This window comes from Carnobacterium sp. TMP28 (genome assembly GCF_047553015.1).
GTDB lineage: Bacteria > Bacillota > Bacilli > Lactobacillales > Carnobacteriaceae > Carnobacterium_A.
The window spans coordinates 1,003,272-1,028,128 of the sequence record NZ_CP180212.1 but is presented as its reverse complement, the minus strand read 5'-3'; the positions used below and the strand labels follow the sequence as shown (position 1 = coordinate 1,028,128).

19 protein-coding genes are annotated in these 24,857 nt (G+C 34.4%); 1 reads left to right on the top strand and 18 read right to left on the bottom strand.

Features of this window, described 5'->3' with window-relative positions; translation table 11 throughout:
• Positions 1–2: 2 nt before the first annotated feature.
• The 16 genes from ACMHYH_RS04970 to ACMHYH_RS04895 form a co-directional block, all read right to left on the bottom strand.
• Positions 3–308 carry a L7Ae/L30e/S12e/Gadd45 family ribosomal protein gene (locus ACMHYH_RS04970; protein ID WP_414840225.1) on the bottom strand — a complete coding sequence of 102 codons (306 nt, stop codon included), beginning with the start codon at positions 306–308 and terminating at the stop codon, positions 3–5.
• Positions 305–589 carry an RNase P modulator RnpM gene (rnpM, locus tag ACMHYH_RS04965; RefSeq protein ID WP_414840224.1) on the bottom strand — a complete coding sequence of 95 codons (285 nt, stop codon included), beginning with the start codon at positions 587–589 and terminating at the stop codon, positions 305–307. The genes ACMHYH_RS04970 and rnpM overlap by 4 nt, the downstream gene beginning before the upstream one ends.
• Before the next feature lie 14 nt (positions 590–603).
• Positions 604–1,881, bottom strand: a complete 1,278-nt coding sequence (gene nusA / locus ACMHYH_RS04960) for a transcription termination factor NusA (protein WP_414840223.1) — start codon at positions 1,879–1,881, stop codon at positions 604–606.
• A gap of 33 nt (positions 1,882–1,914) precedes the next feature.
• Positions 1,915–2,388, bottom strand: a complete 474-nt coding sequence (gene rimP / locus ACMHYH_RS04955) for a ribosome maturation factor RimP (RefSeq protein WP_414840222.1) — start codon at positions 2,386–2,388, stop codon at positions 1,915–1,917.
• A gap of 210 nt (positions 2,389–2,598) precedes the next feature.
• Positions 2,599–6,942 carry a PolC-type DNA polymerase III gene (locus tag ACMHYH_RS04950; protein WP_414840221.1) on the bottom strand — a complete coding sequence of 1,448 codons (4,344 nt, stop codon included), beginning with the start codon at positions 6,940–6,942 and terminating at the stop codon, positions 2,599–2,601.
• A gap of 108 nt (positions 6,943–7,050) precedes the next feature.
• Positions 7,051–8,763: a proline--tRNA ligase gene (locus tag ACMHYH_RS04945; protein ID WP_414840220.1), complete on the bottom strand. Its 1,713-nt coding sequence runs from the start codon at positions 8,761–8,763 to the stop codon at positions 7,051–7,053.
• A gap of 41 nt (positions 8,764–8,804) precedes the next feature.
• Complete coding sequence (gene rseP / locus ACMHYH_RS04940; protein WP_414840219.1) at positions 8,805–10,079, bottom strand: RIP metalloprotease RseP; 1,275 nt, start codon at positions 10,077–10,079, stop codon at positions 8,805–8,807.
• A gap of 12 nt (positions 10,080–10,091) precedes the next feature.
• Positions 10,092–11,234, bottom strand: coding sequence for a 1-deoxy-D-xylulose-5-phosphate reductoisomerase (locus ACMHYH_RS04935; RefSeq protein WP_414840218.1), 1,143 nt, complete (start codon positions 11,232–11,234; stop codon positions 10,092–10,094).
• Positions 11,235–11,289: 55 nt separating this feature from the next.
• Positions 11,290–12,072 (bottom strand): phosphatidate cytidylyltransferase, encoded by a 783-nt coding sequence (locus ACMHYH_RS04930; protein WP_414840217.1) that lies wholly within the window; start codon positions 12,070–12,072, stop codon positions 11,290–11,292.
• Positions 12,073–12,091: 19 nt separating this feature from the next.
• Complete coding sequence (locus ACMHYH_RS04925; protein WP_414840216.1) at positions 12,092–12,871, bottom strand: isoprenyl transferase; 780 nt, start codon at positions 12,869–12,871, stop codon at positions 12,092–12,094.
• A gap of 400 nt (positions 12,872–13,271) precedes the next feature.
• The gene (gene frr, locus ACMHYH_RS04920) at positions 13,272–13,829 is read right to left on the bottom strand and encodes a ribosome recycling factor (protein WP_414840215.1); all 558 of its coding nucleotides are present in this window, start codon (positions 13,827–13,829) and stop codon (positions 13,272–13,274) included.
• Positions 13,829–14,554 (bottom strand): UMP kinase, encoded by a 726-nt coding sequence (pyrH, locus tag ACMHYH_RS04915; protein WP_414840214.1) that lies wholly within the window; start codon positions 14,552–14,554, stop codon positions 13,829–13,831. The genes frr and pyrH overlap by 1 nt, the downstream gene beginning before the upstream one ends.
• Before the next feature lie 186 nt (positions 14,555–14,740).
• The gene (gene tsf / locus ACMHYH_RS04910; RefSeq protein WP_414840213.1) at positions 14,741–15,622 is read right to left on the bottom strand and encodes a translation elongation factor Ts; all 882 of its coding nucleotides are present in this window, start codon (positions 15,620–15,622) and stop codon (positions 14,741–14,743) included.
• A gap of 132 nt (positions 15,623–15,754) precedes the next feature.
• Complete coding sequence (rpsB, locus tag ACMHYH_RS04905; protein ID WP_414840212.1) at positions 15,755–16,543, bottom strand: 30S ribosomal protein S2; 789 nt, start codon at positions 16,541–16,543, stop codon at positions 15,755–15,757.
• Positions 16,544–16,748: 205 nt separating this feature from the next.
• On the bottom strand, positions 16,749–17,075 hold the full coding sequence (locus tag ACMHYH_RS04900) for a sulfur reduction protein DsrE (RefSeq protein ID WP_414840211.1): 327 nt from the start codon (positions 17,073–17,075) through the stop codon (positions 16,749–16,751).
• 42 nt (positions 17,076–17,117) lie between these two features.
• Entirely contained in the window at positions 17,118–20,345 is a 3,228-nt protein-coding gene (locus ACMHYH_RS04895; RefSeq protein WP_414840210.1) for an SNF2 helicase associated domain-containing protein, read from the bottom strand.
• 273 nt (positions 20,346–20,618) lie between these two features.
• Here ACMHYH_RS04895 and ACMHYH_RS04890 point away from each other — a divergent pair, with 273 nt between their 5' ends.
• Positions 20,619–21,239, top strand: coding sequence for a lysophospholipid acyltransferase family protein (locus tag ACMHYH_RS04890; RefSeq protein WP_414840209.1), 621 nt, complete (start codon positions 20,619–20,621; stop codon positions 21,237–21,239).
• Positions 21,240–21,282: 43 nt separating this feature from the next.
• Here the strand turns inward: ACMHYH_RS04890 and ACMHYH_RS04885 are convergent, their stop codons facing one another.
• Together ACMHYH_RS04885 and ACMHYH_RS04880 are read right to left on the bottom strand one after the other, a co-directional pair.
• Positions 21,283–23,067: an ABC transporter ATP-binding protein gene (locus ACMHYH_RS04885; protein ID WP_414840208.1), complete on the bottom strand. Its 1,785-nt coding sequence runs from the start codon at positions 23,065–23,067 to the stop codon at positions 21,283–21,285.
• The gene (locus ACMHYH_RS04880) at positions 23,067–24,818 is read right to left on the bottom strand and encodes an ABC transporter ATP-binding protein (protein WP_414840350.1); all 1,752 of its coding nucleotides are present in this window, start codon (positions 24,816–24,818) and stop codon (positions 23,067–23,069) included. The genes ACMHYH_RS04885 and ACMHYH_RS04880 overlap by 1 nt, the downstream gene beginning before the upstream one ends.
• Between the last annotated feature and the right edge of the window lie 39 nt (positions 24,819–24,857).

Genomic DNA, 24,857 nt, shown 5'->3' with positions numbered 1-24,857 from the left:
CGTTAATTTAGTAATAATTCCCGGATTTTTTTACCAAAGCCGTTATCCAACGTTGTACATATCGTACGCTCTTTTCCAATTGCGTGACTCAACTCTGCTTTTGTAAAGTGAATCACTATCGGAATAGTGTAATAACGACATTTATCCGAGATTTTTTTCTTGGTTTGCTCACTAGCATCTGTAGCAACTAGTACTATTTTTGCTTGTTCTTTTCTAATTTCTTTTAATGTTAAATCTTCACCCGTTACCAATTTTCCAGCCTTCATCGCTATTCCTAAAAGGTTCAGTGCTTTTTGATCTGGGTTCATAAACTCATCCGCGCTTTCTGTCGTGTCACGTAATCTAGTAGCTCTTGATAAAAAGAATCCGTTAAAGTTGTTTCTAACGTACGATCTAAAATACGTTTATCCCAAGCAACTTTTACTATTAATGGATCAATAGAAACATAAGCACCGCGTCCAGTCATTTTACCACTTGGATCGATACTAATTTCGCCCTCTTTATTTTTTACTATTCGAATCATCTCTTTTTTAGGTTTCATTTCGTTTGAAGCAATACATTTACGCATTGGAATCTTACGCTTTTGCATATCTTTCACCTCTATTATTCTTTGTGGTCGGCTTCATCTTCTGCTAATTCAATCATTTCTTCGGCTTCTCTTGAAGTTAAGATACCCTCTTGAAATTCATCTTCTACTTCTATGTCACTAGGAAAATCTTTCTTATCTTCAACATTTTCAATCATTTCTGTTGCATCACTTTCTTGCTCTGCACTTATTGTTTCTTCAATAGCAGAAACGTACTCTTCTGTGCGTTCCAAGCTAGCTTTTTCTTTAGCAATCAATGAATCTTGTATATCTGTTTCTGATTTGATATCAATTTTAAAGCCCGTTAATTTAGCAGCTAATCGAGCATTTTGACCCCTTTTACCAATTGCAAGAGATAATTGGTAATCAGGTACGACGACCATACAACTGCCTTCTCTTTCATTGAAAGTAACAGTAATGACTTGTGCAGGGTTTAAGGCATTTGCTATAAACGTTGCAGGGTCACTGCTCCATTCAACAATATCCATATTCTCACCTTTTAACTCGTTTACGATCGCTTGGACACGTTGGCCTTTAGGACCGACACACGTACCAACTGGATCAATGTTTTCATCTCTCGACATGACAGCTACTTTAGCTCTGTCTCCAGCTTCGCGGGCAATCGATTTGATTTCAACAATACCATCGTAAATTTCCGGTACTTCTTGCTCAAACAATCGTTTTAATAAATCTGGGTGACTACGACTCACAAAAATTTGAGGTCCTTTAGATGTATTTTCAACTTTTGTTACATAAACTTTTATGCGATCATGAGGTTTATAAACTTCATTCGGTATTTGTTCTTGTTTAGATAATACCGCTTCAATTTTACCAAGATTCACATAGATATAACGATGGTCTTGTCTTTCAACAATTCCTTGCATGATGTCATTTTCATAAGTAATGAATTCATTGTAGATAATATTGCGTTCTGCTTCACGTACGCGTTGCATGATGACTTGTTTTGCTGTTTGAGCTGCTATTCTACCGAAGTCTTTGGGAGTCGTTTTAAAACGAATGGAATCGCCTAATTCGTAAGCACTATTAATGTCTAATGCTTCTTTCAAACTGACTTCTAAACGTGAATCAAATACAACGTCAACGACCTCTTTTACAGCATAGACATGGATGTCGCCTTTTTTCATATCGAACTCAACTTCTACGTTTTGTGCTTGTCCGTAATTCTTTTTATATGCTGAAACTAAAGCAGCTTCTAAAGCATCGATGACAATTTCTTTTGCAATGCCTTTTTCTTGCTCTAAGGTATCGAGGGCATTTAGCATTTCTTTACTCATTTCAATTTCTCTCCTGTCCACTAACCATTTAATTTAAAATTGAATTGCTAATCTAGCTTTTGCAATTTTTTTACGATCAAATTCAATTTCTTTTACTCGAGTTTTAATTCGTACAGATAAAATCAAGGTTTCTTTTGAAACTTCTATTAACGTGCCTTCATAAATTTTTTCACCATCAAAAGCTTCGTATAAAGAAATATGAATATACTCGCCAATCGCTTGGCTATAATCTTCTTCTTTCTTTAATGGTCTTTCAGCTCCAGGAGAAGATACTTCTAAGAAATAGGCTTGTGGTATTGGATCTGGATCCATTGCATCCATTGTTTCACTGACTTTCTCACTGACAAAAGCACAATCTTCCAGAGTAATACCTTCTGGTTTATCCACGTATATTCTTAAAAACCAATTTTTCCCTTCTCTTACAAATTCTACATCAACTAGTTCAAATTCAAAACTAGTAACTATGGGTTGCACAATATTGCTAACCGTTTCAACCACACTTGTCATCTATACCGCCTCCTTTTAGATACATATACCTGACTGCCGAAAAAGAGTGAGCGTCGCCGCTCACTCTTTACCAAGATATCTAAATACAGTTAAATAATAACACAATTTCTTAATCATAGCAACAAAACCAGTGGTAAATACGGGTTTTATTTTATCTAATGAGTGGTTTTACAAGCCCACTCTCCTATCTATCTTGTCTAATTTCTTTCATTAAAATAAATCAAACAAAGAAAGTTGATTTTCATCTGGCATACCTTTTAAGACACCATTTTCATTCATATACTCAAGAACTGTTTTAGATACTTTTCCACGTTTACCTAAATCTTCTTTAGATAAAAAGGGTTTATCTAATCTTGCTTCTACTATTTGATTTGCCACATTGACACCTAAACTTGGCACTGCTCTAAAGGGTGCGATTAAAGAGTTGCCTTCTATGACAAAATCTTTTGCATCAGATTTATCTAAATCAATCATTTTAAAAGTCATGCCACGTTCAACCATTTCATTTGCCAATTCCAATACAGTTAAGACGTTTTTTTCTTTCGTTGAGGCATCTAAACCTTTATCCGTAATTTCTTTCATTTTAACTTTGATGCTTTCTTTTCCTTGGCACATCGCCGCTAACTCAAAATCAGTTGCACGCACAGAAAAATAAGCAGCATAGTATAAAATAGGGAAATGCACTTTGTAATAAGCTACACGAAGAGCCATTAAAACATAGGCAGCCGCATGTGCTTTGGGAAACATATACTTGATTTTTAAACAAGAATTGATATACCATTCTGGTACTTTTTCAGCTCGCATTTCTTTTTGCCATTCATCTGGGATACCCTTACCTTTACGCACAGATTCCATAATTTTAAAGGCGAGTCCGTCTTCTACCCCGTTATACATTAAATAAACCATAATATCATCACGACACCCAATAACTTCAGATAAAGGAATATTATTTTCACGTATCAACTCTTCTGCATTGCCCAACCATACGTCAGTTCCATGAGAAAGTCCTGAGATTTGAAGCAATTCAGCAAATGTTGTCGGCTTAGTCTGCTCTAACATCCCTCTTACAAAACGAGTACCAAATTCAGGTATGCCAAGTGTTCCGGTTTTAGATTGAATTTGCTCAGAGGTAACATTCAAAACATCTGTTCCACCAAAAATTTTCATTACTTCCGGATCATCTGTAGGAATTGTTAAAGGATCAATACCTGATAAATCTTGTAACATCCGAATAACAGTAGGATCATCGTGTCCTAATATATCTAATTTCAAAACATTATCGTGAATAGAATGAAAATCAAAATGCGTTGTTTTCCATTCAGAATCTTGCGCATCAGCTGGAAATTGAATCGGTGTAAAATCATAAACGTCCATATAGTCTGGAATAACAATAATCCCACCTGGATGTTGACCTGTTGTGCGTTTAACACCCGTTGAGCCTTTAGCTAATCGGTCAATTTCTGCAGCACGAAAAGTTAAATTTTGATCTCGCTCGTAGGCTTTCACATAACCAAAAGCTGTTCGATCAGCTACTGTACCGATTGTTCCTGCTCGAAAAACATATTCTTCCCCAAAAAGAACTTTTGTGTAGTCATGCGCTTTTGATTGATAATCACCAGAAAAATTTAAATCGATATCTGGAACTTTGTCGCCATTAAAACCTAAAAAAGTTTCAAACGGAATGTCATGTCCGTCTTTGTGTAATCTAATGTGACAATTTGGGCAAGTTTCTTCGGGCAAATCATACCCGGAACCCACTGAACCGTCTGTAAAAAATTTGGAGTACTTACATTTTGGACAACGATAATGTGGTGGCATAGGATTGACTTCTGTAATTCCGGTCATCGTTGCTACAAAACTAGATCCGACTGATCCACGTGAGCCAACTAAGTAGCCTTCTGAAAGACTTTTATGAACTAATTTTTGTGAAATCAAATAAATTACAGAAAAACCATTTCCAATAATACTAGTTAATTCTTTTTCAATTCTTTTTTCAATGATATCTGGCAAAGGGTTCCCATATAAACGATGTGCTTCATCGTAACTTAACTTACGGATTTCTTCTTCTGAACCTTCAATTTTAGGTGTATATAATTCTGTTTTTACAGGTGTCATTTCTTCTACAGATTCCGCTATCCGCTGCGTATTTTCAACAACAATTTTGTGTGCTGTTTTTTCACCTAAAAAAGAGAAAGCTTCCAGCATATCATCTGTCGTTCGGAAATGAACTTTAGGCAACTCACTTCTATTTAATGGGTTTGCTCCGCCTTGAGAATTAATGAGTATTTTTCGATAAATATAATCTTCTGGATTTAAATAATGAACATTCCCAGTAGCAACGACCGGTTTATCTAATTCTTCTCCAATTTGAACTAAATTACGGATAATTTCTTCCAAATCTTTTTCTGAATTAACTAACTCTTGTTCAAGTAAAGGTGCGTAAACTTCTTTGGGCATAACTTCTATAAAGTCATAAAACTTTGCTTTATTTTTCGCTGCTTCGACACCTTTTTGCATCATTGCTTCAAATACTTCACCTTGGTTACATGCTGATCCGATTATCAAACCTTCTCGCAATTTAATTAGCTCTGAACGAGGAATCCTTGCTGTTCTGAAAAAATACTGAGTCATGGATAAAGAAACTAATTTAAATAAGTTTTTTAAACCTACTTGCGTTGTAGCGATAATCGTACTATGAAAAGGTCTCGCACGTTTGTAGGAATCTCCTTCACCAATACGATCATTTAATTGATTGTGGTTAACGATTTCATGATCTTCTTGGGCTTCTTTTAGAAATAGCCAACAGAGATAACCTGTGGATTCAGCATCATAAATGGCTCTATGGTGTTGTTCTAACGCTACTCCATATTTTTTAGCTAATGTGTTCAATCTATGACTTTTTAACTGTGGATGAAGAAATCTAGATAATTCTAACGTATCAATAACCGGATTAATATTTTCAGCTAATTCTTGTCTAGCATTACTTGTATTTAAAAAGCCCATATCAAAACTTGCATTATGTGCAACCAATATATGATTTTCTGCGAAAGCTTCGAATAATAACAGTACTTCTTTTTCAGTTTTCGAGCCTTTGACCATTTCATCCGTAATACCTGTTAAATTGATGGTCGTTTGAGATAAAGGATGACCCGGATCAATAAAATGTTCAAATTTTTCAATAACATTTCCTTTGTACATCTTAACGGCTGATAATTCAATAATTTTATTGTAAACAGCAGATAACCCTGTTGTTTCTACGTCAAATACCACATACGTTGCTTCAGCCAGTTCTCTATCGATAGGATGATAAGCAATTGGAATACCATCATCAACAATGTTGGCTTCTATACCGTACAATATTTTTATCCCATGTTTTTTTCCAGCATGAAAAGCATCTGGAAAAGACTGTGCACCAGCATGATCTGTAATCGCTACTGCCGGATGCCCCCATTTAGCTGCTTGAGCGACTAAGTCAGTGATATTGTTTGTTGCGTCCATTTGACTCATGTTACTGTGTAAATGCATCTCGACTCGCTTATCCCCTTGTGGAGCTAGATCTTTTCGCTCCTCATGAAAACTTTCGGAAATATCTTGAGCATTTAGCACTAAATCTCGCATGAAATTATCTTCTTGGACACTTCCGCGTGCCTTTATCCACATTCCTTTTTTTATTGCTGCAAAAGCTGCTTCATCTTCCGGTGTATTAGAGAATTTTTTAACGGTAAAAGAGGAAGAATAATCTGTTATCTTAACAATTAATAACTGTCGTTCAGAACGAAGAACTCGAATTTCAACATCAAACACATATCCTTCAATCGTGACTCGTCTTTCTTCTTCTATAACTTGATCCATTTGTTTTATTTCTTCTTTATCGGTTATCTTACGACCTAAAACAATTGGTCCTTTGGCTATATTTTCGATTCCTTTTTCTTTATTGTATTTCTTTTCTTCTTCTGCTTTTTTCAGATTTTCACCTGCTCGTATACTTAATAGCTCGTCTGCTTCTTCTTTTTTCGCTTTAAATTCTGCTATCTTTTTATCGTAACTTTCTTCATCAATAGTGGGTTCAATTTTAAATAACGGAAATCCTAAACTTTGGTAAGCTACTTCTACAGGGGGCAAATATTGATTAATTAAATGACCTTTTACTACTTCATTTTCTACTAAAAAAAGAATTTTTTTCCCGCTCAATAAAGGCAATTGTTCTTGAAAAGCACGATTACATAGCGGCGAAGAAACGCCACTTTTCTTAACGGCTAAAGCCCAATAGTGTTCTAGTTTTTCAATCGTTATGTTAGGGTCTATTGCTTCAATCGAAACTTCTATAGTTGCAATAGAATGAAACGTTAATTGTAATTTTTCTATGAATAGTTGATACACTTCAAAAGGTAAAATATCCTCAAACGAAAGATTAAAATGCCATATTTTTGAAGTTTTATGCACAGTTACTTTTTTTATTTCACCTTTTTTGAAATAAGTTTGGTACTCTATTGCATTTTTCAAGCCAATTTGCTCTAGTAATTTTTGAAATAGTTCTTCTGGATTTAAACTCATGAACGACTGGCTCCTTTCGATTACTCTTATCTACTATAAAGGAAATAACAAAGGAAGCACAGACAAGTAAAATCTATACTTGTGTAGGCTTCCTTTGTTATTTTTCCTTTAGTTATTTTCAGGATTCAGCAAAATTGCCATTGTTGAAATCATTTCATCTTTTCTAACTTCAATCGTTTCGCCAGTTTTACGAATTTTGATTTCTACTATATCCTCAGCAGCTTTTTTACCGACTGTTATGCGAATTGGTAGACCGATTAAATCAGAATCAGCAAATTTTACTCCTACACGTTCTGCACGATCATCTAATAAAACGGAAAACCCAGCTTGATTTAAAGAAGTATATAATTCTTCTGCTAAATTCATTTGATCTTCTGATTTCACATTAACTGGTATCAAATGAAGCTCATATGGAGCTAATTGTCTAGGCCAAATCAAGCCTTTTTCATCACTTTTCTGTTCAGCAATGGCAGATAATAAGCGACTAACACCAATACCATAACACCCCATAATAACCGGAATGGAACGGCCATTGTTGTCTAACACGGTTGCACCCATTGACTCACTATAACGGGTTCCTAATTTGAAAATATGTCCAATTTCTATCCCTTTTGAAAATTTCAATACTCCTTGTCCATCAGGAGATAATTCTCCTTCTTTAACAAAGCGTAAATCTACAAACTTCTCAATTTTAGCATCACGAACAGGGTTAACATTCATGAAATGATGGTTTTCTTCGTTTGCTCCTGCAACAACATTCACCATATCTTGTACGTATAAATCTGCTAAAACTTTGATTCCCTCTTTAACATTGACTGGTCCAATAGAACCAAAATTAACACCTAAAAAGTGCGTAGCTTCTTCATCTGTTGCCATTTCTAAATAATCAACATTCAAAAAGTTTTTAAGCTTAACATCGTTTACTTCGTGGTCGCCACGAACAACTGCTAGAACAGGTTCACCATCAGCTATAAATAATAAACTCTTCATAACATCGCTCGATTCTACTTTTAAGAAAGCCGCTACTTCCTCAACTGTTTTGCAATTCGGTGTTGCTACTTTTTCTAACTCTTTTTCAACTTGAGTTGATTTTTTATGCATATAGAAACTTGTTGCCATTTCTAAGTTAGCTGAATAGTTACTTGAATCAGAGTACGCAATAACGTCTTCACCAGCATCAGAGATAGCTGTGAACTCTTTAGAATCACTTCCACCCATTGCTCCTGCATCGCCAATAATATTTCTAAAATCTAGTCCACAACGTTCAAAAATACGTGTGTAAGCTTCCTCAAAATCTGAATAAGTCTTATCTAAGCTTTCATAGCTATCGTGAAATGAATAAGCATCTTTCATTAAAAATTCACGACTTCTTAATAAACCAGAACGTGGTCTCTTTTCATCACGGAATTTAGTTTGTATTTGATATAATGACAAAGGAAGTCTTTTATATGAATTGATTTCATCACGAATTAAAGTTGTAAAGGCTTCTTCATGTGTTGGCCCTAACAGATAATCTCGACCATGGCGATCTGTTAACTTCATTAAATCCTCACCGTATGTCTCGTAACGTCCTGACTCTTCCCATAATTCACGAGGCAATAATGAGGGCATTAACATCTCAACTGCATCAATTTTTTCAAATTCTTCTCGGATAATCGTTTTTATTTTTTCTAAAACTTTATTAGCCAAAGGAAGATAGCTGTATACTCCACTAGATAATTGTCTAATGTATCCTGCTCTCAATAATAGTTGATGACTTAATACTTCTGCATCGTTAGGGGTTTCACGCAAGGTTGGCACGAATAATTTTGATTGTCTCATGACTGTTTATCTCCTTTGGTAGTTGACTGTTTTGTGGTTAGTTATTTTAAAAAGTATGTTTGAATATCATTCCATGTGACTAAGACCATTAATAAAACTAATAGTCCAACTCCGATTAAAGTGATGATTCCTTCTTTTTCTTGACTCAAAGGTTTCCCTCTGACTCCTTCAACAGCATTTAACAATAATTTACCACCATCTAAAGCCGGTACTGGTAATAGATTAATAATTCCTAAGTTGATACTTAAAATTCCCATCCAATTTAATACGCCGATGTATCCTGTTTTAACAACAGCTTCAGTTGTTGCATAAATAGCTACAGGTCCGCCAAACATATCAATAGAAAATCCTTTAGTGAAAATAGAGCCTAATGCAGCTAATATCTGAACAATAACAGTCCAAGTATAAGTGAAACCAAAAAACAGTTTAGCAGTGAAGGAAGTATCAACAGGCGCGTTTACTCCTATGATTCCGATTTCTGAATCATCATTTCCTTTTGTAGCTTCAGGAATAACAGTTCGTTGCTTTTCAGATCCATCTACTGATTTCAAAGTAAACGTTAAGGATTTTTCCGGACTTTTTTGGATGACTTTTACTATCTCAGTCCAACTAGTCATTTTATTGCCATCAATTGCAAGGACTTGATCCCCTTTTACTAAGCCAGCTTCATAAGCCGGAGTTCCTTCTAAGATTGATCCTAATTTATTTTCATCGCTAATTACGCCACCCTGTAAGAAAGCCATCAGAGTAAACGTAATAATAGCTAGAATAATATTATTCATTGGGCCTGCAAAGTTTGTCATCATTCTCTGAGGCAAACTAGCTGCTTGGAATTGCACATCGAGTGGGGCGATTTGTACTTCTGTCCCGTCTTCTTCAATTAACAACGCATCACGTTTGACCGAATAGCGAACTAACTTAGTATCATCACCAGAAAGGTAACCTTCTACGTACAGATCCTTTTCTAAATCAATTGCGCTAACTTGAATAGGAACAACTTCAAGTAATTGTTTTTTCTTATAGGTATTAATCGTTGTAACTTGATCATTTCCATCTAACAAAATCCCAACAGACATCCCTGGTTTGATGTCTGTTTCTTCCTCATAGCCAGCCATTCTAACATAGCCACCAATTGGTAAAATCCGTATCGTAAACGTCGTTTCATTTTTACGATACGAAAAAATCTTCGGTCCAAAACCGATTGCAAATTCTCTAACTAGTATTCCTGCTTTTTTTGCAAAGTAGTAATGTCCAAATTCATGGAAAATGACTAGTACACTAAAAACAAGAATAAAGGTAATAATTGTAGTAATCATTTTATCTCTCCCTTAAATCCAACTCATAACTTTTTCTCTGGTCTCTTTATCGACTTCCAAAAGAATAGTCAGGTCTGGTTTTTGTACTTCTTTTTCTCGATTTACCGCTTTACAAACAAGTTTTTCAATCTCTAAAAACGATACCTTACCTTCAATAAATGCATTTACAGCAACTTCATTTGCTGCATTCATAACTGTTGGAGCTGTTCCACCTATTCTCCCAACATCAAAAGCTAGTTGTAATAGAGGGAATCGTTCAAAATCCATTTCTTCGAATCTCAATTGTCCAATGGTAGCTAAATCAAAAAAAACAGGTTTTTTAACTGGCATTCGAGTTGGAAAACCTAGCGCATATTGGATGGGTTCTCGCATATCACTAGCCCCTAATTGAGCTTTAATCGTTCCGTCGACAAATTGTACCATAGAATGCACAATACTCTCACGGTGTAAAAGAACTTTTATTTTATCATAATCCATATCAAATAACCACTTAGCTTCAATTACTTCTAAGCCTTTATTCATCATAGAAGCTGAATCAACGGTTATTTTTTTTCCCATTGACCAATTTGGGTGATTTAACGCATCTGAAACGCTGACATCACGTAAGTCTGCTCTAGAATAATCACGAAAGCTTCCACCTGATGCTGTAATAAGCAATTGACTAATAGCGCTACTATTTTCACCTTGTAAACATTGAAATATTGCTGAATGCTCACTATCTAGAGGGAAAATTCTAACGTTATTTTTAGCAGCTTCTTGCATAACTAAATCACCAGCCATGACAAGCGTTTCTTTATTGGCAAGCGCAATGTCTTTTCCTGCTTTGATAGCCGCTAATGTTGGCAACAAGCCAATACTGCCCATTACTGCCGTGACAACTGTTTCCACTTTATCCCTAACAACTAGTTCCGATAATCCCTCTATACCATATGTAAATTGAACAGCAGGATAATCTAACTTCAATCGGACAGCCAGTTCTTTTGACTTGACTGCTACTGCTTTAGGTTTTAATAGTTCAATCAATTTTCTTCCTTTTGTCTCATTTTCATAAAAAGAAAAAGCCTCTATTTTGAATAAATCTGGGTAAGATCGAACCACTTCAATGGTACTAGACCCTACTGATCCAGTAGCACCTAATAAACAAATTTTTTTCATGATACTAAAGTTACTATCAGTAAAAGATACTAACTTTTTCACACCCTTTCATGAATTAAACTAACGTCAGTAAATACAATACTGGCATTGCAAATAAAATACTATCAAATCGGTCAAGAATTCCACCATGACCTGGCAATATTTTCCCAGAATCTTTTACATCATAATGGCGTTTTAAAGCTGATTCGACTAAGTCCCCTAGTTGACCAGAAACAGAAATTAAGCTAGCTAGTAAAGCTGTCATGCCAAATGAAAAATCAGCTGGATAACTAAAATAATAGCCTGTCGAAATAACAAGCGCACAGAAAATTCCTCCTAATGATCCTTCAATCGTTTTATTAGGACTAATATGCGGAGCAAGCTTATTTTTACCGAACTTACGGCCAACTAAATAAGCCCCAACATCTGTTGCCCAAACAATAAATAAGGCCAATAGCAATAGTCTTAACCCTTCAAAACGGATCAACAGAAAGTACTTAAAGCCGTATCCAATGTAAATAGACCCCAGTATTGACATAGCAGCATCATCAAAATTAAATGTGTTTTTCGAAAATACTGTTGAGATTAGTAGCAATAATGCACAAATATAGAATAACATACTTGATGAGTAGGCTGTACCTAATACACCTTGATTTGAAGGAATGATAATTAGTAATAAAGCACTACCAGCTATTAATCCTTCTATGGACAATAAAGATTGTTTTCTCATTCTAAATAATTCAAATAAAGCAATTAAACCTAATAAAGATACAGCTGTTGTTAAAATAACCGAGCCCATATAAACAATTGGTACGAAAACGATTAAAGAAAGTATGGCTGTGATGAGTCTTTGTTTCACTTATTTTTCCTCCTAGCTATTATAATGCACCAAAACGTCTGTGTCTTTTTTGATAAACGCTAACGGCATTTTCTAACGACTGCTCATTGAAATCTGGCCAAAGCTCTTTTGTAAAGTAAAATTCACTATAAGCGTTTTGCCAAAGCAGAAAATTGCTCATTCTCTCTTCTCCACTTGTTCGAATCATAAAGTCGACTTCTTGATAGTCTCCTAATGAAGCTGTCATTAAGTGTGATTCAAAAATGGTTTCATCTATTTCTTCACTATCTAATCTGTTATCTTTCACCATTTTTGCTATTTGTTTAGTCGCTTCAATCATTTCACTGCGACTCCCATAATTTAAGGCAAAGTTAAGTATCATACCTGTATTATTTTTTGTATCTTCAATAGCTTGCATTACTGCTTTTTGTGTATGTGCTGGCAATTGATCTGTAAATCCGATGACTTGAACTTTGATATTTTCTTTAATCAAATCCGGCACAAATGCGTCAAAAAAATCTACTGGTAATTGCATTAAAAAATTCACTTCTGGATCAGGTCTTCGCCAATTTTCAGTTGAAAAAGCATATAGAGTCAAAACTTTGATACCTATTTGGCTAGATCTTTTTGTGATTTTTTTAACTGTATTCATACCTTCTTTGTGTCCGGCAATTCTGGGCAATAATTTTTTTTGAGCCCAACGTCCATTCCCATCCATAATGATTGCAACATGAGCAGGTATCTCGTCTAGTTTATCAAAAGGGTGGATTTCATTTTTTTTTTCTGCTTCTTGTTTCTTTTTTTTAAAAAAATTTATCATTTGAGTTTCTCCAATCCGTTAACTGACTGATACCATTGTATCAAAATCTACTATGAATGCCTATAATAAATAAATATCTTAAGAGATTTCTAGATAGTCAAACAGAAAAAGAAAAACTAGTTATCACTAGTAAGCTTTTAAAATCAAGAAATCGTACTATTATTTTTTTAAAAAAAATAATGGTATACTTTATATAGATAAAAGTAAGGGGATGATTGCTATGAAAAAAATAATTAAACGAATGGTCGTCAGTTTTTTAGTATCTTACGTAGCAGCAAGAGTAACTAATTTCTTTTTAAAAGAAGAAGAGACAGACACAACGACTAAATAAGAACAAAAAGTAAAACACCTCATTGACCTTCAACAAGGTCGATGAGGTGTTTTACTTACTGTCTATAAATTAAACGTCTAACAATTCTTTTTCTTTTTCAGAAGCAATCGCGTCAACATTTTTAATACTTTCATCTGTTAACTTTTGAATATCTTCTTCATAAGAATGAACGTCGTCAGATGTTAATTCTTTATTTTTTTCTGCTTTTTTTAATTCATCAATTGATTCTCGTCTAATATTACGAACAGAGACTTTTGAGTTTTCTGCTTCTTTACCTACTTGTTTAGCTAGCTCTTTACGTCTATCTTCTGTTAATTGAGGAATAACTAAACGAATAACATTGCCGTCATTGTTTGGGTTGATTCCAATATCACTTTGCATAAGAGCTTTTTCGATATCTTTAAGTGCTGTCTTGTCAAATGGTGTTATCATTAGCACCCGTGCTTCTGGAATAGATATCTGTGCAATTTGGTTCAAAGGTGTTGGAGCACCATAATAAATAATTTGGATGCGATCTAACAATGAAGGATTTGCACGTCCTGCTCGAATGCTTCCTAATTCTCTTTGGAAAGCTTGTTCTGCTTTAACCATTTTTTCTTTTGTTTCTTTCAATAATTCTGTACTCATTATTTTTTCCCCCTGACAGTAGTACCAATCGTTTCACCTAAAACAACACGTTTAATGTTTCCAGGTTCGTTAAGATTAAAGACGACTAATGGAATATCGTTATCCATACTTAACGAACTTGCCGTTGTATCCATAACTTGTAGACCTTTATTTATAATGTCTAAATGAGTTAATTCTTCGTATTTAATCGCTGAACTATCTAATTTAGGATCTGCTGAATAAACACCATCAACATTATTTTTCGCCATTAATATCACATCGGCGCCAATCTCAGCTGCACGCAAAGCGGCTGTAGTATCTGTAGAGAAATAAGGATTCCCAGTGCCACCTGCAAATATAACAACACGACCTTTTTCTAAATGTCTTTCTGCTTTACGACGAATGTATGGTTCAGCAATTTGTCGCATTTCGATAGATGTTTGAACTCTCGTTGGCACTCCAACATTTTCTAAACAATCTTGTAATGCTAGAGCATTCATGACCGTTGCTAACATCCCCATGTAATCAGCTTGGGCTCTTTCCATACCCATTTCAGAACCGACTTGTCCACGCCAGATATTACCACCACCAACAACAATCGCGATTTCAATTCCTAATTCTTTTACTTCTTTTATTTCTTTACATATATTGTTGATAACTGGCGGTTGAATACCAAATCCTGTATCTCCAGCTAAGGCTTCTCCACTAACTTTTAAAATAATACGTTTGTATTTCGGTTCAATCATTTTTTTCCCTCCATTGACTCTTACGCACTTCATCAAGTTTACCATATTTTTTCAAAAACTTCATTTATAATCTTTAATACTAACTAAATATATTTTTATTAATAAACGGGCTTTCGCCTATTATGTAAAATAGCGAAATAAGATAAAAAAAGGGAACACATCACGAAATGTGCTCCTTTTTGTCTGTTATTTGTTTACTTGATTCATAACTTCTTCTGCGAAGTTTTCTTCACGTTTCTGGATACCTTCTCCAACTTCAAAACGAACAAATGATTTAACCGTTGCGCCTTTAGAAGCAAGGTATTTGCCAACAGTCATATCTTGATCTTTAACGAAAGGTTGATCTACTAAACAGATTTCAGCTAAATACTTATTCAAGCGTCCAACAATCATTTTCTCAACGATATTAGCAGGTTTGCCTTCATTTAAAGCTTGCTCAGTTAATACTTTAGTTTCATGATCAATTTCTTCTTGAGATACTTGTTCGCGAGAAACATATTTAGGATTGATTGCAGCAATGTGCATAGCAATATCACGTGCTAATTCTTCATCATTTGATCCTTCTATAACAGTCAAAACAGCGATACGGCCACCCATATGTGTATAAGCTCCAAATACGTCTGCATCTGTTTTCTCAACACGTGAAAAACGGCGTAATTCAATCTTCTCTCCGATTTTAGTTGTTCCTGCAAGAATCTCAGTTTCAACTGTTCCGTTACCTGCTTTAAGCGTTTTAGCTTCTTCAACAGTTGCAGGATTGCCTTTTGCAACTGCTTCAGTAACATCCTTAACTAATTTTTGAAATTGCTCATTTTTTGAAACAAAGTCTGTTTCAGAGTTGATTTCAGTAATTGAACCAATATTGCCATCAACATATACTCCTGCTAAACCTTCAGCAGCGATACGGTCAGCTTTTTTAGCTGCTTTAGCCATACCTGTTTCTCTTAAATAATCAACCGCAGCATCGATGTCTCCGTCAACAGCAACTAATGCCTTTTTTGAATCCATCATGCCTACGCCTGTCATATCGCGTAATTCTTTTACTAACTTAGCTGTTACTTGTACCATTATACTATTCCTCCTAGTAATTTTGTTTTACTTCATAAAAAAAGCTGTCTCCGCTAAATTTGAAATGATGCCGCTTCGTGTAAAGTCGCTTCTCACTTCTCCTTTTGCTCGAGACAGCTGGGTATTATTTAATTATTCAGCGTTATTGCCTTCAACAACTTCAACGATTTCTTCAATTGATGCAGTTTCGGCAGCTACAGGTGCTTCAGGTGTAAACGTTTCTTCTACAACTTCGTCTTCTCCTTGATTTCCTTCAATCATAGCGTCAGCCATTTTTGAAGTAATCAATTTAACAGCACGAATTGCGTCATCGTTTGATGGGATAATAACATCAATCTCATCAGGATCACAGTTTGTATCAACCATTGCTACGATAGGAATATTTAATTTATGAGCTTCTTGAATTGCAATACGCTCTTTACGTGGGTCTACAACAAACATAACATCTGGAATTCTAGGCATATCTTGGATTCCGCCTAAGAATTTTTCTAAACGATCACGTTGTTTTAGCAAGATCCCAACTTCTTTTTTAGGAAGGACTTCAAAAGTTCCATCTTCTTCCATTTTATTGATTTCTTTTAGACGTTTAATACGTTTTTGGATTGTATCCCAGTTAGTTAATGTTCCACCTAACCAACGGTGGTTTACGTAGAATTGTCCTGAACGGATTGCTTCTTCTTTAATTGCTTCTTGTGCTTGTTTTTTAGTACCTACGAATAAAGCGATTCCGCCATTTTCAGATACTTCTTTCATGTATGTGTATGCTGCATCAGCTAACTTAACTGTTTTCTGTAAGTCGATAATGTAGATACCGTTTCTTTCTGTAAAGATAAAACGTTTCATTTTTGGGTTCCAACGACGTGTCTGGTGACCAAAGTGTACGCCTGCTTCGAGCAATTGTTTCATTGAGATTACTGCCATGATTTGTTTCCTCCATTGGTTTTATTTTTTCCTCCCCCAAGTTCAACTGTAAGGAGACTTGATTACTCAAGCACCGTCCTTTACATCCGCTGGGGTGTGAAATTAGTTGGTGTTTTAACACCGCTTATTATTATACGATTTATTATTGAATAAATCAAGAGAAATGAATGAAATAGTCCTTTTCTCTTGATTAAGTTAATCACTCTTAAGGTTTAACATATGCTGCACCAGCTAATTGCTGGTCAATTACTTCTAAGATTCCTGAAGGAACAATTTTGATTGCTGGATTTAATTGTTCTTTCTTGATTCTTTGACTTTCCATAGAATGATTGCAGGCAACAAATAAAATAGCTTGTTGCATAAATAATTCTACTTTTTCTACAATTTCTGGATCTAAATACCCTTTTATCGCTGGACCATTAACAACGACTTCTATTTCAAATTGAACGTCTTCTTTTTTTAAGTTCTTTACGTTACTTAATAAAAGCGACCATTTTTCTTGTTCATCAATATGGATAATAACTTTCCTCATAAAACACCTGCCTAATAGTTCCTCTTTTCATTGATTGAGTCTTTAATTTCCAATGCTTAATATTTCGCGAATATCTGCTTCTGTTAATTGAGTTAAAGATTGTTGTTCTTTGCCTTCTGAAGTAATGACTTGATCAAATAGTGCTTTTTTCTCTTGTTGCATAGAATTTATTTTTTCTTCAATTGTTCCTTCTGCAATCAAACGCCAGACTTCAACAACTTTCTTTTGGCCTAAACGATGAGCACGACCAGCTGCTTGTTCTTCCACAGCAGGGTTCCACCATAAATCGTACAAGATAACAGTATCTGCTCCTGTTAAGTTTAATCCCGTTCCACCAGCTTTTAGCGAAATAAGGAATATTTCTTTTTCTCCATCATTAAAACGATTGACCATTTCTAGTCGATCTTTAGGTTTTGTTTGACCGCTTAAGTAGAAAGTATCAATTCCTTCTTCAGCAAGCTCTCTTTCAATGATTGATAACATTGAAGTGAATTGAGAAAAAATTAATACACGTTTTTTGCTTTCTTTTGCTGTTTGCAACAATTCTTTCAATTGCTCTAATTTACCTGATTCTCCTTGATAATCGTCTAAGAATAAACGAGGATCACAACAAATTTGACGCAATCTAGTTAGGCCTGACAATATTTCAATTCTGTTCTTTCTGAAATCATCACCTGACATTTTCTGAACACTCTCTTGTATCCTTTGCAAATAAGCAAGATAGACTGTTTTTTGCTCTTTTGTCATTGAACTATAAAGATTGGTTTCAATTTTATCTGGCAATTCCTTCAAGACGTCTTTTTTAAGTCTTCGTAGTACAAATGGGCGAATCATTTTAGAGACCTGCTCATAAGGCAGTGTTTTAAACTGTTTAACAGACGGGAAAAACCCGGGCATAATCAGTTGGAAAACAGCCCATAACTCTTCTATTTTATTCTCTATCGGTGTTCCACTTAAGGCAAATCTTTTTTTAATATTTAAACCTCTCAATGCTTGAGCTGTTTTTGTATGATAATTTTTCACCATTTGTGACTCATCGAGTACAAGTAAACTAAACTCTTGTTTTTTATAAACATCTGCATCTTGTCTAAAACTTGGATAAGAAGTAATTAAAACTTGATTGCTTTTTGCAGATTGAATGATAGCCATTCTTTCCTCAGCGGTACCTGCTACAACAAAATTCTCAATTGAAGGAGCAAATTTTATTAACTCATGATTCCAGTTATAAATCAGTGAGGCTGGCGCAACAATGAGAAAAGGATTGTTTTCTTTTTTCTCTTGGATTTCAGATAAAATATAGGTAATTACTTGAATTGTTTTCCCTAACCCCATATCATCAGCAAGAATACCCCCAAAGCCATATTTTGAAAGCATCTTAAGCCACTTAAATCCAACTACTTGATAAGGTCTTAAATCAGCATGAAGATTTTTTGGCAAGTCGGCTTCGAATTGATCAGGAAAATTAAGATCTTCTATCAAATTTTGAAATTTTCTGGACAGTTGTTGCTTATTCTTTTCTTCTAAGCCAAATTTTTCGTGTAATTCTAGTCCACGGTAACTAGGCAAACTGATTTTGCCATTTTGGAAACTTTTCGATACACGCAATTCAGTAAGAACATCACTAATTTGTCTGAAGTTTTCTGTTTCTAAATCAATTAATGTTCCGTTTTCTAATTTATGAAACGATTTTTTTTCAATTAAACTTTTAAGCACGCTATCAATTTCTTCAGGCGTAATGCCCCCAATATCAAAACGAATATCTAATAGCGAACCATCATTTTGAACATCGATATTCGTTTCTGGATCAATTTGATCTAAAAACATGCTATCCAATAAATCATCCACATAAACGGTTGCGTCTAGCTCTAAGGTTGGAATTTCTTTAGTAAATAATGCATAAAAATCATCATCTCTCACCATTCTTTTTGCATATGTTTTTTCAGTCCGGTGATAATCGAATTCTTTTAATCGATTCAATACATTCATTTCTTGTTGACTGTCACGAATAATTTGCACGCCAAGATCTGGCAGATGATTTTCTTCACTATTTGTAGATAAAACCATTTGCTTGTAGTTAAATTCAACCGTTGCATGAACTGTATCTTTATCGTATTTAAAATAAATTGTTGTTTTCAATGGTTCTTGGATAAAAGAATTTTTAAGTTCTTCATCAACACTTACTTCACCTATTTTAGTCAGTATCGGCATTACATAAGCTGTAAAATCAGGCATATCTTCAGGTTTAATTTCAATATCATTCCCATCATGACGTTCTAGAAAACTGCTCAAGGGCTTACTAGCTCGCAGTTGTTCTTTAGAAGGCTGGAAAATAACATTAGAAGAAATAAACCATTGATACTCTTCTAAATAAAAATCCACTAAATTCAAGATATCCAGGGTAATTGATTTATTCTTTTGAAATAATTCAAAAGAAATTGGCAACTGATTCTCTATAAAGATGACTTTTTTATATTTGTCCTTCCCATTTATAAATTGGAGGTTGCCACTTTCTTGTAACATCTGCAGCGTTATCTCTGCTAAGACAGGCGTTAAAATTAAATACCTTTTATTATTAGTTAAAAGAACTGGTTCTTTTTGATTACCAACTATTAATTGATTCGAATGAAATTGTTTTTGAAGAAAATTCATAATTTCTTTGTCTTCTTCGGTTAAATGAACTTGTTTAAAATCAATCAGTTGATTGGATTTGAGTTCAAACACACTTTGTGCCACGTAACTTTCAAAAAATGCCGGTAAATCCTTAATAATGTATAATTTTTCTACTCCAATACGAATGCTAAGTGCAAGAACTTCTTTTTTTGTACGAACAAGCGCAGTGCTTAGAGGTTTCATTTCAATTTTATATTCTAGTTCTAATACGCGCTCTTTTCCTGAAGTAGAAAGAGATTCCCTATGTTCATTCAAAAAAATACGTGTGAAAGATTCCGTTAATTCCTGACCCGGACTAGGTGAATCTGTAGCAACTTCTTTAGCATTTTCCTTTGTCATTATACGACTGATTCCTCTATCTCGTAGTTCCAGTTCAACAGCTACGGTATGTTTACAGTAACCATGTTCTTTCCAATACACGCATTCACAGAAATCTTCTTCTTTAGTTGTCCCATCCAGTTCAATTCTGTATCTTTCTTCTCCTATGACTTCGGCATTCCAAACTTTTTTTTCGAAGTTTGAATTAATTGAAAGAACTCGTTTATCAGCAACATATTTTCTTCCTTGATCAATAATTCGTTCTGGAATACTCCATTTCATTCAATGTTCCCCTACTTTCATACGTTTTATCTATTTTCATCTCGAATTTTTCTATCTCTTCATTGTACGTCATTCTCAAACAAAAAGAAAACTATTTCATTTTTAAGATAGAGAATCTTGTCTATTCCAAAAGAAGTTTGATAAAAAAAGAATTTTTTATCAACATTTTCATCCTTTAGCTTCTAAAAAAGCTTGCTAAAAGAGACTATCTCGTACATAATTATATCATTATTACAGTAGAATAGTTTTTTTATTATGAAAGGTTGAGATTGATTGTTTTTTAGAGCATTACGCAATTTTATTAGTTTTTTATTATTAGTTTTAAATGGTAACGCACATTATCAAAATAGAGAAAAATTGCCTACAAAAGGCTCATTTGTATTAGTCGCTCCTCATCGAACTTGGATTGATCCGGTTTATCTCGCGATAGCTGCTAAGCCAAAAGAATTTGCATTTATGGCAAAAAAAGAATTGTTTAAAAACCCTATTTTGTCTTGGGTCATTCGACACGCTAATGCTTTTCCAGTCGATCGCAAAAATCCAGGACCAAGTGCAATAAAAACGCCTGTTAAAATTTTGAAAGAAGGTAAAATGAATTTAGTTATCTTCCCAACTGGTACAAGACATTCTTCAGAATTAAAAGGTGGAGCAGCAACCATTGCAAAATTAAGCGGTGTTCCAATTATACCCGCCGTTTATCAAGGACCATTAACATTCAAAGACCTTTTGAAACGAAAAAGAGTAACCGTTCGTTTTGGAGATCCAATTCTAGTCGATAAAACGACTAGATTAACAAAAGAAAGATTAAAAGAGATTGAAGTAGAAATTCAACAAGCTTTTGACCAGTTGGATCATGAGATTGATCCTTCTTATGAATACAAAATAACCTCATAAATTAAAAAACGGTTCTTCTTATCAAAATAAGAAGAACCGTTTTTTAATTTACTACGCCACTATTTTGAAGGTGATACATTTCATAATAAGAGCCTTTTTGACTAACAAGATCATCATGATTGCCTCGCTCGATAATTTCACCGTGATCCATTACAAGAATCATATTCGCATCACGAATAGTTGAAAGACGATGGGCAATAGCTAATGTCGTTCGTCCTTTTCTCATTTTTTCAAGACCTTCTTGGATTAATGCCTCTGTTTGAGTATCAATATTTGCAGTTGCTTCATCAAGGATTAAGATTTTTGGATCAGTGACAATAGTGCTTGCAAACGAAATTAATTGTTTTTGTCCACTAGAATAACTTGCTCCTCTTTCAATAACTCGTGAATCATATTGATCTGGTAGTTCTTCAATAAAAGAATCCGCTTGAACGAATTGCGCTGCTGCTTCTATTTGTCGATCAGTAATCGATGTGTTTTTCAAACGGATATTGTCTTTAATTGTTCCATAGAATAGGAAAGAATCTTGTAAGACTAATCCCATCTTGCTTCTTAGTTCTTCTATTGGATACTTTTTAATAGAAATATCATCAATTAAAATCTCCCCTTCAAAAAACTCATAAAAACGCATCATAACATTAATAATCGAACTCTTACCGCTCCCAGTATGGCCTACAAGTGCAACTGTTTCTCCAGGATAAGCTACAAAACTGATATTGTTCAAAACGTTGGTTTTTCCATCATAAGAAAAACTAACTCCTTTAAATTCAATTTTACCTTCTTTAATTGTTGCATGACTATCCGTATCTTGTTGAGGGGTTAATTCTTGGTTGTCTAAAATAGTCAAAACTCTATTACTAGAAACAACTCCGTCTTGGAAAATACTCAAACTGTCCATCATTCTTACCATTGGTTTGAAGAAATTTTGTACATATGAAGTAAAAGCATAAATAATACCAACTCCTACTGCTCCATTTAACGCATCGTATCCAAAATATCCTAAAACAACTACTAAAGCTAATGCATCTAGTAAGTTAATAACTGGACCAAGTAAAAGTGCATTAGCTTTAACCATAGCATAACGAGAAGTGAAATAAGATGTATTTGTTTCGTCGAATTCTTTTTGCACTCTTTTTTCTTGGCGAAATTGTTGAACAATACTCATTCCTGAAATTGTCTCAGCTAATTTTGTATTTAATACACTCAGTTTCTCGCGCATACTTCGATAAATAGCTGAACTATATTTTTGGTAATACCAAATAACAATCAATAATATGGGAATAAATAACGTAATCCACAGCGTTAATTGTATATCTAATAAAGCCATTGCTATAAATGAAGCTAGCACACCGAATATTCCTTGCAAAACAGTTAAAAAAACTTCCCAAAATTCTTTAATGGTTTCAGTATCATTTGTCACTCGAGTAACAATAGAACCAGCCGGTGTTTGATCGTAAAATCTCATTCCTAAAGTTTGCAATTTTTCAAAAACTTTATTTCGAATATTTTCAACTGTTTGTTCAGAAGCTAAGTTAAATAAATAGAGATTTAAATACCAAACAATAATTTTGATAATCGTCACACCAAAATACGCTAAGGCAAACAGAGCAATAATCTGAATTGTTGCTCTTTCTGCTGTTAAATAGTCATCTATAAAGATTTGAATAATTCTAGGTAAGACAACATTTGTTACAGAAAGCAATATACCAAAAAATATTCCAATAAAAAATTTCTTTTTAAAAGGAGATCCAAAAGAAAAAATACGCTTGATAATTTTTATTTGCTGTTTAAGTGGTATGGACTGCGACCAATTTGATTTTTGCTCCACTAGTCTGTCCCTCCTTTAGTGTTTCTTTCAAGTTGTTGCTTGTCGTGCATCTCTTTATACCAGCCATTAATCGCTAGTAATTCACTATGGGTGCCTCGTTCTGAAATTTCTCCATTGTCCATAACAATAATCTCATCGGCATGCATAACACTACTAATTCGATGAGCAGCAATAATGGTTGTTTGTTTTGATCTTTCTTTTTTCAAATCAGATAAAATTGATTCTTCTGTTTTAGCATCAACAGCTGAAAGAGCATCATCTAAAATTAATAATTCTGGATTAATAATCAATGCTCTTGCAATTGCCAATCGCTGTTTTTGCCCTCCAGATAAAGACACGCCACGCTCACCAACTAGGGTATCGTATCCATCTTCCATCTGTAGAATATCTTCATGAATAGCCGTCAACTTTGCAACATGTTCAATCATCGACTGGTCGTAGTCCTGACTCGCAAAGCGAATGTTTTCTTTTATTGTTGTTGAAAATAGAAATTGGTCTTGAGGAACATAACCAATATGTTGCAATAAGGCATCTAGTGAATAGTCTCTAATGTCTTGATTTCCGTAAGTTATCTTTCCTTTATAGCGATCATACTCTCTTAAAAGTAGTTTGAAGAGAGTTGTCTTACCTGAACCAGTTTTACCCACTACACCTAGAGTTTGACCTTTTTCCAACTTAAAATGGACATTATTTAACACCATAGTCGTTGTTTTAGGATAACAAAATCGTTCAATACTATAATCAATATCACCTGTGATTGCTGTATCAAGTGCTTGAGAATCTTCAATAATTTTTGTTTCTTCTTTTAAAATTTTTTCGATACGATCGTAACTTGCACTGCCTCGTTCTAAGATGTTAAATAAACGCCCAATAGCAAACATTGGCCAAACAAGCATAGCGATATAGTTAATAAACGTTACAAAATCACCAATAGTAATAATAGTTGTCATAACCATATACCCACCTAGTGTAATTGTTAGAATGTAAGAAACACCAATAATTAGTGTCATAACTGGATCGAAAAGAGAATCAATTTTATATACTTTTCTATTCTCACTAACAACTTGTGCTGTTTTACTTTTAAATTCTTCGCTATTTTCTTCTTCTTGACCAAATGTTTTGATGACTTTCATACCCATAATACTTTCTTGAGTTTTGTCGTTCATATGTGAAAAGGCTGCTTGAGCCTTGCGGAAACGTTCGTGAAGTTTTGAGCCCAATACACGAGAAGCTACTCCCAAAAATGGCAAGGGCAACAAAGCAATCAAAGTTAAACGCCAGTCAACTACTATCATCATAGCAATAATCGTTATACTACCTGTTATAATCGAATCAACAAATGTTAATATCCCGCCGCCCGCAACATTTCGAATAGCATTTAAATCATTTGTAGCATGGGCCATTAAATCTCCAACACGATACTTCTGGAAAAAACTTGCATCCATTGCTGTAAAGTGATCAAATAATCGTTTTCGTAAAATCCTCTCAAGTTTGGCAGAAGTTCCCCATATGTTCATTCGCCATATATATCTAAAGATGTATTGAGTAATCGCTGTGACAAATAGAATAACCAGCCACTTTATTAATGCAGCTTTAGTCAATGTCCCTTGCCTAATCAAATCAATAACTGTCCCTAAAATTTTAGGAGGCAATAATTGTAGAAAAGCAACGAATATTAAAAAACTAACCCCTGTAAGGTAAGCTTTTTTTTCTTGTTTAAAAAACCAACTTAATTTTTTATAAACATCCATTAATTGATTCACCTGCCTTTTTTTAGCGAATAGTAATAA

What these genes read in the sequence shown, in the direction of transcription:
- pyrH (WP_414840214.1), bottom strand. Translation starts at nt 14,554, where the DNA reads ATGATTGAACCGAAATACAAACGTATTATTTTAAAAGTTAGTGGAGAA.
- tsf (WP_414840213.1), bottom strand. Translation starts at nt 15,622, where the DNA reads ATGGTACAAGTAACAGCTAAGTTAGTAAAAGAATTACGCGATATGACA.
- rseP (WP_414840219.1), bottom strand. Translation starts at nt 10,079, where the DNA reads ATGATTACTACAATTATTACCTTTATTCTTGTTTTTAGTGTACTAGTC.
- ACMHYH_RS04970 (WP_414840225.1), bottom strand. Translation starts at nt 308, where the DNA reads ATGAACCCAGATCAAAAAGCACTGAACCTTTTAGGAATAGCGATGAAG.
- ACMHYH_RS04900 (WP_414840211.1), bottom strand. Translation starts at nt 17,075, where the DNA reads ATGAGGAAAGTTATTATCCATATTGATGAACAAGAAAAATGGTCGCTT.
- rimP (WP_414840222.1), bottom strand. Translation starts at nt 2,388, where the DNA reads ATGACAAGTGTGGTTGAAACGGTTAGCAATATTGTGCAACCCATAGTT.
- rpsB (WP_414840212.1), bottom strand. Translation starts at nt 16,543, where the DNA reads ATGGCAGTAATCTCAATGAAACAATTGCTCGAAGCAGGCGTACACTTT.
- ACMHYH_RS04925 (WP_414840216.1), bottom strand. Translation starts at nt 12,871, where the DNA reads ATGATAAATTTTTTTAAAAAAAAGAAACAAGAAGCAGAAAAAAAAAAT.
- nusA (WP_414840223.1), bottom strand. Translation starts at nt 1,881, where the DNA reads ATGAGTAAAGAAATGCTAAATGCCCTCGATACCTTAGAGCAAGAAAAA.
- ACMHYH_RS04880 (WP_414840350.1), bottom strand. Translation starts at nt 24,818, where the DNA reads ATGGATGTTTATAAAAAATTAAGTTGGTTTTTTAAACAAGAAAAAAAA.
- ACMHYH_RS04945 (WP_414840220.1), bottom strand. Translation starts at nt 8,763, where the DNA reads ATGAGACAATCAAAATTATTCGTGCCAACCTTGCGTGAAACCCCTAAC.
- ACMHYH_RS04895 (WP_414840210.1), bottom strand. Translation starts at nt 20,345, where the DNA reads ATGAAATGGAGTATTCCAGAACGAATTATTGATCAAGGAAGAAAATAT.
- rnpM (WP_414840224.1), bottom strand. Translation starts at nt 589, where the DNA reads ATGCAAAAGCGTAAGATTCCAATGCGTAAATGTATTGCTTCAAACGAA.
- ACMHYH_RS04935 (WP_414840218.1), bottom strand. Translation starts at nt 11,234, where the DNA reads ATGAAAAAAATTTGTTTATTAGGTGCTACTGGATCAGTAGGGTCTAGT.
- ACMHYH_RS04950 (WP_414840221.1), bottom strand. Translation starts at nt 6,942, where the DNA reads ATGAGTTTAAATCCAGAAGAACTATTTCAAAAATTACTAGAGCAAATT.
- frr (WP_414840215.1), bottom strand. Translation starts at nt 13,829, where the DNA reads ATGAGTACAGAATTATTGAAAGAAACAAAAGAAAAAATGGTTAAAGCA.